This is a genomic window from Microbacterium sp. GQ128 (assembly GCF_059758615.1).
In genome coordinates this window covers 607,256-619,896 of sequence record NZ_JCAXDY010000002.1, presented here as the reverse complement: position 1 = coordinate 619,896, position 12,641 = coordinate 607,256, and the positions used below count along the sequence as shown (strand labels likewise).

The window sequence follows — 12,641 nt, the reverse complement described above, 5'->3', positions numbered from 1 at the left end:
GTCTGGAGCGGCCCCCTCGAGCCGAAGACACTGTCGGCATGGCGACGCGCGAGAAGGATGAACGCGACGACGGAACCGGCCCGGAGCGCACCCCGGACGGCCACCACATCATCGTGAACGGACGGCGATGGCAGGCATCCGACCCGGCGATTCCCGACCGGTTCCGCCAGGAGCTGGTGGACGAGCTGATGGCGGCCCGGCGCGCGGTGAAGGCGTCGGAGCCCGACGCCCGACGACGGGTGCAGGACGCGAAGACGGCCCTCGGCGAGCGCGGTGCGCCCTGGTGGGAGGAGCGCTCGGGTGACGCCTTCGACGAGCGCATCGCCGCGGCGATCCGGGCCCTCACGCGCAAGCGGTCGGAATCCTCGATCTGCCCGAGCGATGTCGCGCGCGCGGTCGGCGGCGAGTCGTGGCGGGCAGCCATGGCGGACGTGCGGCGAGTGGCTGCCGGACTGGCCGACCGGGACGAGGTCGTCGTCACGCAGAAGGGCGACCCGGTGCGCATCGAGGATGCCCGCGGGCCGGTGCGGATCCGCCGCGGCCCCGCGCTCTGATCCGGGTCTCTCACGCGGGCTTCCGGTCGCAGTTCGCGCCGCCTTCCGGACGCGCAGGCGTCACCAAGTGCGACCGGAAGCGGGAGAGAGCGGTATGTGCGTGCGGCGCGTCGTCACCGGCCGTTCACCGGGCGCGGCCAGACTTCCAGCATGAGTGAACCCGATCCTCGCCAGGGCGTCCCCGAGCCCGTGGCCACCGCGAACAGCGGCGCCGTCGCCGTCGTCGGCCTCGACCTGCGCGGCGAGACACCCGCGCCCAAGAAGCAGGTCTACTCGTGGGCGCTGTGGGACTGGGCGACGCAGCCCTTCAACACCGTCATCCTCACGTTCGTGTTCACCGCGCTCTACCTCGTCGGCGAGGGCTTCCTCCCCGCCGACGTCGCAGCACTCGATGCGAGCGACCCGGCTCGGATGGCCGCGGAGGCAGACCTCGCCTCCGGCCTGGGGCTGGGGTCGACCATCGCGGCCTTCGGCATCCTGCTGCTCGCCCCGGTGCTCGGCCAGCGGGCGGATGCCGCGGGGCGCCAGAAGCTCTGGCTCGGGATCGGCACCGGAGCCCTGATCCTCTGCATGCTGGGCCTGTGGTTCGTCGAACCGACGCCGAGCCTGTTCTGGCTGGGCGTCGCCCTGATCTCGGCCGCGACCGTGTTCCAGGAGATCGCCGCGGTGAACTCCAACGCGATGCTCATCGGCATCGCGAACCCGAAGAACGTCGGCCACATCTCGGGGCTCGGGTGGGGCTTCGGGTACCTCGGCGGCATCATCGCCCTCGTGATCGTCGTGCTGCTCGACACCTTCGACTGGTTCGGCATGTCGACGGACAACGGCCTCGCCTATCGACTGATCGCCGTCGGATGCGCCGTGTGGGCGATCGTCTTCAGCATCCCGATCTTCCTCAACGTGCCGGAGCCGTCGCTCGGCCGCCCGGAGCGCAAGGTCGGCTTCTTCGCCTCCTACCCGCTGTTGGTCAAGGACGTCGTGGGGCTGTACCGCAACGAGGAGACGCGGCCCACCTTCTGGTACCTGCTGGCGAGCGCCGTGTTCCGCGACGGCCTCGGGGGTGTGTTCGCATTCGGGGCGATCATCGGCACGGCCGTCTTCAAGTTCGAGGCGCAGGACATCATCATCTTCGGCATCGTCGCGAACCTGATCGCCGGCGTCTCCACGATCGCCGCCGGCCGACTCGACGACCGCCTCGGCCCGAAGCGGATCATCCTCGCCTCGATCGGCTCGATGATCGTCGCCGGCCTCGCGGTCTTCTTCCTGCGGGACGCCGGGTCGATAGTCTTCTGGATCGGCGGCCTCGTCCTGTGCGCGTTCGTCGGCCCCGCTCAGGCGGCGGCACGCTCCTTCCTCGCAAGGGTCACCCCGGCCGGCCGGGAGGGCGAGATCTTCGGTCTCTACGCCACGACGGGTCGCGCTGCGAGCTGGATGGCCTCCGGTGCCTGGACGCTCCTGATCGTGCTGACGAGTCAGACCGCCTACGGCATCCTGGGCATCGTGATCGTCCTGATCGCCGGCTTCCTGCTGCTGCTCCCGGTGAAGGCGCCCCGCTGAGTCGTGAACGCCCCGGCGCGAGTAGCCTGCACGCCCGCCCGCACAACTTCGGATCTCGCGGGCGACACGCCGGGCTTGGGCTCCGCATCCCGGCGCGTCGTCATCGAAGTCCGAAGTTGTGTCGGGGCGCCATCGGTGCGGCGGGAGTAGCCTGACCGCGTGACCGTGATCCTCGCCTTCCTCGCCAACATCCTCGTCGCGGTGGCGAAGACGATCGCCGCGATCATCACCGCCTCGGCATCGATGGTCGCCGAGGCGGCGCACTCGTGGGCGGATGCCGGGAACGAGGTGTTCCTCCTGATCGCCGACCGCAGCGGCGCGAAGACGAAGGATGCGCGGCATCCCCTCGGCTACGGACGCAACGCCTTCGTGTGGTCGCTCATCGCCGCCTTCGGCATCTTCACGGCTGGATCGATCGTGTCGATCATGCACGGGATCCAGGAGCTGTCCGACACCGGCCCCGTCGAGAGTCCGATGGTCGCGTACATCGTGCTCGGAGTCTCGTTCGTGCTGGAAGGCGCGTCGTTCACGCAGGCGATGCTGAAGTCGCGGCGGCTGGCGAAGGAGCGCGGATCGTCGACCTGGGACTTCGTGCTGGAGACGAGCGACACGACGCTGCGTGCCGTGTTCTTCGAGGACTCCGCCGCGCTCATCGGCCTGGCCATCGCGGCGGGCGCCATCGCGATGCACCAGATCACCGGCGTCGCCGCCTGGGATGCGATCGGCTCGATCCTCGTCGGCGTGCTGCTCGGCGTGGTCGCGGTCATCCTGATCCGGCGGAACATCATCTTCCTCGTCGGGGCCACGGCGGCGCCGAAACTGCGCGCCCGCGTCGGCACCGCCCTGCTCGGACTCGAGCAGATCGAACGCGTCACCTACCTGCACATCGAGTACGTGGGTCCGAACCGACTGTTCATCGTGGCCGAGATCGACCTGGCCGGCGACGCCCGTGAGCACGATGTGGCCCGACGGCTGCGCGATGTCGAGCGGCGGATCGAGGCGCATGAAGCCGTCGAGACGGTCGTGCTGTCGCTCTCGGTCGACGACGAGCCGTCGCTCGAGTTCGCGCGCGCTTAGAGCCCGGCCGGCTCAGCGCTGCCAGTTGTCGGCGAGCTTGTTCAGCAGCCGGGCGAGCTCGACGCGCTCGTCATCGGTGAAGGATGCGAGCGCGGTCGTGAGCATCTCGCGACGCTCACCGCGCATGCCGCGGGCGAGCTTGCGCCCCTCGTCGGTGAGCGCAATTCGGGTGCGTCGCGCGTCGTCGGGGTCGGCCTCGCGGCGCACGAAGCCGCGCTCGACGCCCTGCTGCACGAGCCGTGAAGCGCGCGGCTGATCGACCCCGATCGCGATGCCGAGGTCGCTGACGCTGAGCGGAGCGGATGCCGCGGCCAGGGCCTCGAGCATGCGCATGCGAGCGGGGCCGCCGAGCCGACCGGACGGGTCGGACATCCAGGGGGGCATGCCCGGGTGACCACGGTGGTGGTCGAAGTGATCGTGAGCGTCGTCGCCGTGCGGATCCGCGTGCGGACCGCCGTGCCAGCCGTGCGGGCCTCCGTTACCGCGACCGCGCTCGGCGGCGCCGCGACCGCCTGGGCCCCGATCACCGGGACGACGCCCGCGCAGGCGGGACAGCGCCTGCGCGATGGATTCGGCGGGATCCTGCGCGGCGGGGTCGTGCGGTTCGGTGGTCACGGCTCGATTTTACATGCGACTTGACATGCATCGCGACTCCATGTCACACTACATGTACATGCACTGTGACATTCACATGCACACTGACAACTAAGGACTCCCCATGAACACCTCTGAATCACAGAACCCCGAGAACACCACCCGCCCCTTCGGCTACTGGCTGAAGGCAGCCGACCGCCTGATGGCGGCGGAGTTCGCCGCCGCCTTCGACGGTGAGCACGCCACCCGCCGTGACTGGCGGATCCTCAACATCGTCGACGGCACCGTCACGGCGGACCGTCCGCTGAACGCACACAAGCTGCACCGACTCGTCGAGCGCGGCTGGGTCGCCCCCGAGGGCGACGGCTGGACGCTCACCGACGACGGCCGCGCGGCGAAGGACCGCCTCGGCGCCCTCGTCGACGGCATCCGCGCAAAGGTGTCGAGCGCTGTCTCCGACGAGGAGATGGCCACCACGCTCGCCTCGCTCGAGAAGGTCGCCCGCGCCTTCGGCTGGGACGAGGAGACCCCTCTGCCCCGCGGCCGCCGGCACGGCTTCGGCGGACCCCGCCACGGCCGCGGCTTCCCGCGCGGCTTCGGGCGCCGGTTCGGTCGCGGATTCGGTCACGGCGACGGCCGCGGCTTCGGTCACGGGCCGGAGCACGGATTCGGTCACGGTGACGGCCGCGACTTCGGTCACGGACCGGAGCACGGATTCGGTTCGGATTCCGAGCACGGCTTCGGACCGGATGCTGAGCACGGCTGCCGCCACGGCGAAGCAGGTGCCGGGTACCGCGGTCACGGCCGCGGGCACGGACACCCCGGCCACGATGACCGGGGCCACGACGCCCGGGGACACGGCGAGCACGGACACGGTGCCCACGGCCACCGCGGACACGGTCCGCACCGTGCCGCGCGGCTCGCCCAGCACGCCTTCGAGCGCGGCTTCGACGCGGGCTTCACCCGCGGTCGCGACGCCTGACGCCCGCTCCGCCCCGAGCGGAATGGGGTCGAACCACCCTGTTCCGTGCGAGCCACCCCCTTGAGTGCGATCTCAAGGGGGTGGCTCGTACGTAGAGGGGTGGTTCGGCGGCGGGATGGTTGGGTGCTGGGGCAGGGAGCAGGGGTGGGCCGGGGCGACTTCGGAAGTCAGCGCGAAGCGCGACGCACCAGCGGGAGCAGGGCGGCGGTCGCGACGACCGCGGCCGCCACGAGCACCGCCGCGACGAACCCGCCCGTCACCAGCACCGCGGCGATGGTGCCGAACACCGCGATGCCGAGCCCGCCTCCGAGCGCGAAGCCCACCTCCTGGATCGCGCCGACCTGGCCGGCCTGATCCTCGGTCGTCACCTCGAACAGTGCCGTCGCGGCGAGCGTCGCACCGACGCCGAACCCGAGTCCGACGAGCACGAGCGGGACCGCCACGATCGCCGGGTCGAACGCGAGCCAGACGAGCCCGACGGCCTGCAGCACGAGTGCCAGCACTGTCAGCGCGTTCGTCGACAGCCAGCGCAGGGCCAGGGGCGCCACGACGCCGCCGATCGCGATGGCCACCGCCTGCGGGAGCAGTGCGATGCCCGCCTCAGCCGCGCTCTGCCCGCGCGAGTCCTGCAGATGCAGACTCACCAGCAGGACCGATGCCGCTGACGCCCCGCTGCTCACCACGATCCGGATGATCGCGGGGCTGAACCCTGACACCCGGAACAGCCGCATGTCGATGAGCGGATCGCGGAGCCGGCCCTGCCTGCGCACGAAGAACACCAGGGTCAGGGCTGCGATCACCGCCGCGACCAGGGCCGGCACCGGCGCCACGAGTGCCTCGTGCAGCGCGAAGACGAGGGCACCGAGCGCGACGATCGAGGAGAGGATGCTGAGCACATCCCACGACGGCGGCTGCGAGCTGCGCGAGTCGGGCACGAGCCACACGGCCAGCACCCCGGCGATCAACGCGAGCGGAACACTGCCCAGCATCAGCCAGCGCCACCCCGGCCCCTCGGCCAGCAGACCACCGAGCACCGGTCCGAGTGCGCTTCCGGTGCCGAAGGTCGCCGTCCACAGCCCATAGGCGAGCACGCGCTCGCGCGCCTGGAACTTGGCGCCGATCGTCGCGACGACGCCCGCGATGACGAACGCCTCGGCGACGCCCAACAGGGCGCGCACGACGATGAGCACCAGGCCACTGGAAGCGAGCCCGCCGACCGCGTTGAGAACAGCGAACCCGGCCAGGCCGATGAGGACGATGGTCTTTCGCCCGAATGCATCGCCGATCCTCGCCGCCACGATCAGCGTCGCGGCCAACGACAGCGCGTAGACATCGACGAGCCAGAGCCCCTCGGTGTCGGTCAGATCCAACTCGCCGCGGATCGCGGGGAGGGCGGTCGAGACGCTGCTGATCGCGAGGGCGCCGATGAGCACGCCGAGCAGAAGCGGAACCATCGCGAACCAGAGGCGGAGGGATGAGCGGGTGCCGTCGAGAGTGGGGGTGGAAGTCACGGTCTCAGTCTGTAAAGTACAGACAGAAGCCACAAGTACGGTCATTTCTGATACGTACTGACACTTCGGATAGCAAGGGGGCCGTGCCATGCGGGAGAAGACCGAGCGGATCATCCGCGACTGGACCGAAACCTGCGACGCCGAAGTGTCGATCGCGGTGCTCGGCGGGGCCTGGAAGCCCAGCATCCTGACCCTGCTCGGCGAGCACGAGGTCCTCCGCTTCGGCGAGCTCGGACGCCTCCTGGAGAACCCGACCGCGCGCGTGCTCACCCGCCAGCTGCGTGAACTCGAGGAAGACGGCCTCATCACCCGCACCGTGTATCGCGAGGTGCCGCCCAAGGTCGAGTACCGGCTCAGCGAACTCGGCGCGAGCTCCGGGCCGCTGCTGACGGAGCTGACCCGCTGGGGCACGCTCTATGCCGGGCGGCAGCGGGTGAGCGTCGACGAGCAGACCTAGACCGCGCAGACCCGATCCGTCCCGCCCTCAGATCCGACGCGGCCCCGGCCCATCGGTGCCGAGAGCATCCTCGGGGTTCAGCAGACGGCACGCCTTCATCGACAGGCAGCCGCAGCCGATGCATCCGGTGAGCTCGCGCCGCAGGTGCTCGAGCTGCGTGCGGCGGAGGTCGAGCTGCTCCCGCCACAGCTTCGCCACCCGCTGCCAGTCGTGCTGCGACGGCGGCTCGTCCGTCGGCAGGCTCTGGAACACCTCGTGCACGTCGGTGAGCGGGATGCCGAGACGCTTCGCGACCACGATCAGTGAGATCCGCCGCAGCATGTGCCGCCGATAGCGGCGCTGGTTGCCCGCGGTGCGCGTCGACACGATGAGTCCGAGCTGCTCGTAGAAGTGCAGTGCCGTCGCCGGCACACCGCTGCGGCGGACGACCTCGCCGATCGGCAGCAGATCATCGGGTTCCAAAGACATCTGCACCCCCTCTTGACCTCGAGTTTACTCGAGGTATTAGCGTGACGATCGGCCGCCGAGGAACGGCGCCGCCGGGCGGATGACCGCCTGCTCCGACGTCACGAAGGGCACCCCATGACGCACACCCCCGAGCGCACCGCCACCGTAGGGAGCTGGCGCGAACTCCTCGGCAGCCGCTACGCCCCGATCGCCTCGGTCCTTGCAGGCGGCGTGCTGCTCGAGGCGAGCAACGTGTATCTCACCACCAGCCTGCTCCCCACGATCGTCGGCGACATCGGCGGCGCGGAGTTCTACGCGTGGACGATGATGACGTTCCTGCTGGCATCGGTCGTCAGCTCGATGATGGTGAGCCGGGTCCTCACACAACAGGGCGCCGTGCGCGCCTACCTGCTCGCACTCGGCCTGTTCGCCCTCGGCTCGCTGCTGTGCGCCGCGAGCCCGTGGATGTGGGCGCTGCTCTCCGGCCGCGCCGTGCAGGGGCTCGGCGGCGGGCTGCTCGCGGGCCTCGGGTACGCGCTCATCCAGCGCGCGCTTCCCGAGCGGCTCTGGGCTCGAGGAGCGGCACTCGTCTCGGCGATGTGGGGTGTGGGCAACATCGTCGGCCCGGTCGTGGGCGGCGTGTTCGCGCAACTGGACGCCTGGCGGGTGACGTTCGTCGGCCTCGCCGTCGTCTCCGCGCTGATCGGCATCGTCGTAGTGCGTGCGCTGCCGAGGACCGCCCGAGCCCGCTCGAGCGAATCGGTGCCGTGGGGATCCCTCGTGCTCCTCTCCGGCGGCGTCGCCGCGGTCGGCATCGCGAGCGTCGTCCCCAGCGGCCTCGGCACCGGGGTCGCCATCGTGGTCGGCGTCGTCCTGGGCGCATGGTTCCTGCGTCACGAGCGCCGCGGGCGCACCGGCATCCTCCCTCGGGTCACGTTCGCCCCCGGCTCCTCGCTCGGCTGGGTCTACGTCACGGTCGCCGTGCTGGCCTTCGCGATCGGCACCGAGGCGTTCATCCCGCTGTTCGGGCAGGAGATCGGTGGCCTGATGCCGTTCGTCGCCGGGCTGCTCGGTGCCGCTCTGTCCCTCGGCTGGTCGATCACCCAGGTGTTCACAGCCAATGCCACCGGCATCCGCTCCCGCCGCGTGCTCATCACCCTCGGCCCCGTCGTCGTCGCCGTCGGTCTCGCCGCGTACGGCCTGCTCCAGCACGAGGGCCCCTCCCCGCTCGTCATCGCACTGTGGTTCGCCACCCTGTTCCTCGCCGGCGCCGGCATCGGCCTGGGCTTCCCGCACCTGACCGTCGCCGCACTCGGCAGCACGTCGGGCGAAGAGGAAGGCGCCAAGGCGGCCGCGGCCGTGAACACCGTCTTCATCATCGCGAGCGCGTTCAGCTCGGCGATGGCCGGGGTGCTGGTCAACCTCGCGATGCCCGACGTCGTGGATGCCGCCCGCCTGCTGATGCTCGTATTCGCGGGCGTCACCGTTCTCGGCGCGTTCGTCGCGCGCGGCGCGAGCTGGGGCATCGGGCTGTCCCGCGACGACGAGCAGCCAGCCACTCCGGCGTCCGACTGACGGAAGGGAACCTCACCATGGAAACGAAAACCCGGGTCACCTTGATCGGCCTCGGCGAGATGGGCTCCGCGATCGCGAAGGCCCTTCTCGACCGCGGTCACTCCACGACCGTCTGGAACCGCACCGCGAGCAAGGCGGCGCCGCTGGCCGCGATGGGCGCCAACGTCGCCCCGACGGCGGGGGACGCCGTGTCGGCGAGCCGGCTCGTCATCGTCTGCCTGCTCGACAGCGCCGCGGTGGATGCAGTGCTCGCAACACTCGACGCGGCGGTGGAAGGGAAAGTCATCGTGAACGTCACCAGCGGCTCTCCCGCACATGCACGGACCTCTGCGGAGTGGGCGCGCACGCGCGGTGCGACGTACGTGGACGGGGGGATCATGGGAGACCCGTCGAATGTCGGCTCGCCGAGCGTCCTTGTCTCCTTCAGCGGCGATCGCGACGGCTTCGACGCTCACCGCGACGTGTTGGAAGACCTCGGCACCCTCACCTACTACGGCGAGGATGCGGGGCTCGCTGCCGTCGAGTTCCTGGCCCAGGTGGCCGTCGGCTACGAGTTCCTCCTCGGCCTGCTGCACACGTTCGCGCTCGTCCAGGCGGAGGGCGCCGACGTCGCGGGGTTCGCCGACCGCGTGGCCGGGTCGGTCGGCGGCTACGTGCCGCTGGTGACGGCCTTCGGCACCGCCGTCGCGAGCGGGGAGTACGGCCCCGACCTCGGATCGCTCACCGTCCAGGCCGCGCTGATGGACGACCTGATCAGCCACCGCGAGTCCCTCGGCGTCGACACCCTGCGCATGCGCGAGGTCAAGCGTCTGATGGACCGCCGGATCGCGGACGGTCACGGCGACCAGGGGTTCTCGAGCCTGTTCGAACTGCTCGGCCGCGCGTGAGCAAAAGGATGCCGCGGCTCTGACACGACGTCAGGGACGCGGCATCCGGGACGCGTCCGCGTGGTCGACGAGGGCGATCTCCTCGCGGAGGATGCGCTCGCGACCCCAGTCGCCGAGGGGTTCGAGCGCGGCGCTGAGCGCGGCACCCGCGTCGGTCAGCGAGTACTCCACCCGCGGCGGCACCTCGGCATACACCCGCCTGTGGACCAGACCGTCCTGCTCCATCTCGCGAAGATGCTGGGTCAGCATCTTCTCGCTCACCCCGGGCAGGCCCCGACGCAGCTGCGCGAACCGCAGGGTTCCGTGCTCGACCAGCTCCCAGAGGATCAGGCCCTTCCACTTGCCGCTCACCACGTCGAGCGCGGCGTCGATGCCGCAGACGTAGGGTCCGCATCTGACGGTGTCCGACATGATCCGCATTCCACTTACCAAAAGGTAAGTACCACAGTAAATAGTGGGTACTTCCCCGATCCGGGGAACCGTCCCAGTATGAGGGACGTGCTCTCCGAGGAGAAGAGCCGGATGCGAGGAGACGATGGATCAGACGATGGCGACCCCGACGACACGCGCCGGGGCGAAGGAGTGGCTGGGCCTCGCGGTGCTGGCCCTGCCCACCCTGCTGCTGGCGCTCGACATCACCGTGCTGCACCTCGGAGTCCCCCGGTTGAGCGAAGACCTGCGGCCGACGTCGACGCAGCTGCTCTGGATCATCGACATCTACGGATTCATGATCGCCGGGTTCCTGGTCACGATGGGCTCGCTCGGAGACCGCATCGGGCGCAGACGCCTTCTCGTCCTCGGCGCGGCGGCGTTCGGGGTCGCTTCGGCGGCCGCCGCCTTCTCCGCCACTGCCGAGATGCTCATCGCCAGTCGAGCGGTCATGGGCATCGCCGGAGCGACACTCATGCCGTCGACCCTCGCGCTCATCAGCAACATGTTCCGCGACCCGCATCAGCGCGGACTCGCGATCGGCATCTGGGCGACGATGTTCTCCGCGGGGATCGCGCTCGGCCCGATCGTGGGCGGTGCGCTGCTCGAGCGCTTCTGGTGGGGCTCTGTGTTCCTCCTCGGACTCCCTGTCATGCTGCTTCTGCTGATCGCCGCTCCGCTGCTCCTCCCCGAGTACCGCGACCGCACGGCGGGACGCCCCGACCTCGTGAGCGTCGGTCTGATCATCGCCGCCATGCTGACTCTCACGTTCGGGATCAAGGAGTCGGCCGTGCACGGCATCAGTCCACTCGCCACCGCGTCCGGTCTCATCGGCCTGCTGCTCGGCTCCCTCTTCGTCCGACGGCAGGGCCGGCTTGCGGATCCTCTGCTCGACCTGCGACTCTTCGCGAACCCCGCGGTGCGCGCCGGGCTTGTCGCACTCCTGATCAGCACCCTGGCCATCGGCGGCATCTACCTCTTCCTGACGCAGCACCTGCAACTGGTGGCGGGGCATCCACCCCTCGTCAGCGGTCTGCTGCTGCTGCCGGGAGCCGCGGCCCTGATCGTCGCCTCGGTCCTCGCGCCGATCCTCGCTCGCCGCGTCCGCCCGGTACTGATCGTCGCCGTCTCGCTGGCCGTCTCCGCCGCGGGCTTCGTGGTCCTCGCGCGCGCGGCGGTGGAGGCGCACACCGTGCTCGTGCTGGTCGGGTTCGCGATCGCCTACGCCGGGATCGGCCCGGTGACGGCCCTCGCCACCGACCTCGCGGTGGGGTCGGCTCCTCCCGAGCGGGCGGGCTCGGCGTCGGCGCTCAGCGAGACGAGCACCGAGATCGGGGTCTCCCTCGGCATCGCCGTCATGGGCAGCGTCGGAGTGGCGATCTATCGCGCCGGCATCCCCCTGGGATCGGATGCCGAGGGGACCACCGACGCATTTGGGAGCGCGGCCGAGACGCTGGCCGCGGCATTGCAGGCGTCGGACACCCTTCCCGCCGCCCAGGGCGACGCGCTCCGGGCACTCGCCACCGACGCCTTCGCCGCAGGATTCGAGGTCTCGGCCTGGCTGGGGGCTGCACTGCTGATCGCCGCGAGCGCGGTGACGCTCACAGCGCTGCGTCGCGCACGGGTCGAGTGATCAGGCAGACGCCGTGGCCCCGACGCGTCGGAGCAGGTCAAGGAAGACGACGCGCTCCTCGTCGGCCAGCGGAGCGAGGAATTGCTCCTGCGCCCGGTCGACGACGGCATCGAGCCGGGTGAGCTCGCCGCGGCCGGAGGCGGTGAGGGTGACGAGGTTGCGGCGCCGGTCGGACGGATGCGGCGAGCGCGCGACGAACCCGCCCTCTTCGAGAACGTTCAGCGCGACGGAGACATCACTGCGGTCGATCTCGGTCGCGCGCCCGAGATCGGCCTGACTGATCGGACCCCACTCCTCGACCGCCGCGAGGAGCCGGTAGTGGTACGCGCGGGCGCCTGCCTCGGTGAACAGTTCCTGCAGGAGCGCATGGCCGCGCAACTGCGCCCGGCTGACCCACCAGGTCGCTCTGCCTTCGAGTCGTCGCATGACCCGATGTTACTCGTTGGTGCCACCTACGACCTGATATCGTTGGCGGCACCAACGATATGGAGAAGTCATGATCCCCTTCGGTCCTCAACTCATCGGCCAGACGGAGAAAGCACTGAACGCCCTGCTCCAGAGCGTCCTCGTCGGCCGCGACCTCACCGAGCGCGAGTGGGTCGCACTGAGACTCGCCTCGCAGTTCGACGGCCCGGGCGAGCTCGATGGCTTCGTCGCCGAGCGGCTCTACGATCCGGATGCCGACCGCCTGACCGCCGCTCTGCGCGACCGCAGGCTCCTCGCCGACACTGCGCTCACTCCCACGGGCAGCGCCCTGGTCGCCGAGATCGGTCAGGAGATCGCCGCCCTCACCGCACCCCTGTGGCTCGGTATCGAGGAGGAGGATGCCGACGCCGCGACCCGCGTGCTGAACGTCGTCCTCGAACGGAGCCTGACGCTCCTGCGCACGTCGCACGCGTAGCACCTCGGCTTCGGCCCGGTGGCCGTCGGACGTAGGC

At 70.3% G+C, this 12,641-nt stretch carries 14 protein-coding genes; 9 read left to right on the top strand and 5 right to left on the bottom strand.

The window, feature by feature from the left end:
* The first annotated feature begins 38 nt into the window (after nt 1–38).
* From AC6CHX_RS09015 to AC6CHX_RS09005, 3 genes are all read left to right on the top strand, one after another.
* Complete coding sequence (locus tag AC6CHX_RS09015; RefSeq protein WP_498272527.1) at nt 39–554, top strand: DUF3253 domain-containing protein; 516 nt, start codon at nt 39–41, stop codon at nt 552–554.
* 150 nt (nt 555–704) lie between these two features.
* Nucleotides 705–2,111 carry an MFS transporter gene (locus AC6CHX_RS09010; RefSeq protein ID WP_498272526.1) on the top strand — a complete coding sequence of 469 codons (1,407 nt, stop codon included), beginning with the start codon at nt 705–707 and terminating at the stop codon, nt 2,109–2,111.
* Nucleotides 2,112–2,270: 159 nt separating this feature from the next.
* The gene (locus tag AC6CHX_RS09005; RefSeq protein ID WP_498272525.1) at nt 2,271–3,188 is read left to right on the top strand and encodes a cation diffusion facilitator family transporter; all 918 of its coding nucleotides are present in this window, start codon (nt 2,271–2,273) and stop codon (nt 3,186–3,188) included.
* 12 nt (nt 3,189–3,200) lie between these two features.
* Here the strand turns inward: AC6CHX_RS09005 and AC6CHX_RS09000 are convergent, their stop codons facing one another.
* Nucleotides 3,201–3,803, bottom strand: coding sequence for a MarR family winged helix-turn-helix transcriptional regulator (locus AC6CHX_RS09000; RefSeq protein WP_498272524.1), 603 nt, complete (start codon nt 3,801–3,803; stop codon nt 3,201–3,203).
* A 103-nt stretch (nt 3,804–3,906) separates the two neighbouring features.
* Here AC6CHX_RS09000 and AC6CHX_RS08995 point away from each other — a divergent pair, with 103 nt between their 5' ends.
* Nucleotides 3,907–4,764, top strand: a complete 858-nt coding sequence (locus tag AC6CHX_RS08995; RefSeq protein ID WP_498272523.1) for a MarR family winged helix-turn-helix transcriptional regulator — start codon at nt 3,907–3,909, stop codon at nt 4,762–4,764.
* Nucleotides 4,765–4,931: 167 nt separating this feature from the next.
* Here AC6CHX_RS08995 and AC6CHX_RS08990 read toward each other — a convergent pair whose 3' ends face one another.
* Entirely contained in the window at nt 4,932–6,275 is a 1,344-nt protein-coding gene (locus tag AC6CHX_RS08990) for an MFS transporter (protein ID WP_498272522.1), read from the bottom strand.
* Between the two features lie 88 nt (nt 6,276–6,363).
* On the opposite strand from AC6CHX_RS08990, the gene AC6CHX_RS08985 reads away from it, so the two are divergent.
* On the top strand, nt 6,364–6,732 hold the full coding sequence (locus AC6CHX_RS08985) for a winged helix-turn-helix transcriptional regulator (RefSeq protein ID WP_498272521.1): 369 nt from the start codon (nt 6,364–6,366) through the stop codon (nt 6,730–6,732).
* Nucleotides 6,733–6,759: 27 nt separating this feature from the next.
* Here the strand turns inward: AC6CHX_RS08985 and soxR are convergent, their stop codons facing one another.
* Nucleotides 6,760–7,200, bottom strand: coding sequence for a redox-sensitive transcriptional activator SoxR (soxR, locus tag AC6CHX_RS08980; RefSeq protein WP_498272520.1), 441 nt, complete (start codon nt 7,198–7,200; stop codon nt 6,760–6,762).
* A 114-nt stretch (nt 7,201–7,314) separates the two neighbouring features.
* Between soxR and AC6CHX_RS08975 the strand changes: the two genes are divergently transcribed.
* Together AC6CHX_RS08975 and AC6CHX_RS08970 are read left to right on the top strand one after the other, a co-directional pair.
* Complete coding sequence (locus tag AC6CHX_RS08975; protein WP_498272519.1) at nt 7,315–8,754, top strand: MFS transporter; 1,440 nt, start codon at nt 7,315–7,317, stop codon at nt 8,752–8,754.
* Nucleotides 8,755–8,771: 17 nt separating this feature from the next.
* Nucleotides 8,772–9,641 carry an NAD(P)-dependent oxidoreductase gene (locus tag AC6CHX_RS08970; RefSeq protein WP_498272518.1) on the top strand — a complete coding sequence of 290 codons (870 nt, stop codon included), beginning with the start codon at nt 8,772–8,774 and terminating at the stop codon, nt 9,639–9,641.
* Between the two features lie 30 nt (nt 9,642–9,671).
* Here AC6CHX_RS08970 and AC6CHX_RS08965 read toward each other — a convergent pair whose 3' ends face one another.
* Entirely contained in the window at nt 9,672–10,052 is a 381-nt protein-coding gene (locus AC6CHX_RS08965; RefSeq protein WP_498272517.1) for a winged helix-turn-helix transcriptional regulator, read from the bottom strand.
* Nucleotides 10,053–10,188: 136 nt separating this feature from the next.
* Between AC6CHX_RS08965 and AC6CHX_RS08960 the strand changes: the two genes are divergently transcribed.
* Nucleotides 10,189–11,703, top strand: a complete 1,515-nt coding sequence (locus AC6CHX_RS08960) for an MFS transporter (RefSeq protein ID WP_498272516.1) — start codon at nt 10,189–10,191, stop codon at nt 11,701–11,703.
* On the opposite strand, the gene AC6CHX_RS08955 is transcribed toward AC6CHX_RS08960, so the two are convergent.
* The gene (locus AC6CHX_RS08955; RefSeq protein ID WP_498272515.1) at nt 11,704–12,129 is read right to left on the bottom strand and encodes a MarR family winged helix-turn-helix transcriptional regulator; all 426 of its coding nucleotides are present in this window, start codon (nt 12,127–12,129) and stop codon (nt 11,704–11,706) included. It lies immediately after the preceding gene.
* 70 nt (nt 12,130–12,199) lie between these two features.
* Between AC6CHX_RS08955 and AC6CHX_RS08950 the strand changes: the two genes are divergently transcribed.
* Nucleotides 12,200–12,604: a hypothetical protein gene (locus AC6CHX_RS08950; protein WP_498272514.1), complete on the top strand. Its 405-nt coding sequence runs from the start codon at nt 12,200–12,202 to the stop codon at nt 12,602–12,604.
* The last annotated feature ends 37 nt before the right edge of the window (nt 12,605–12,641 follow it).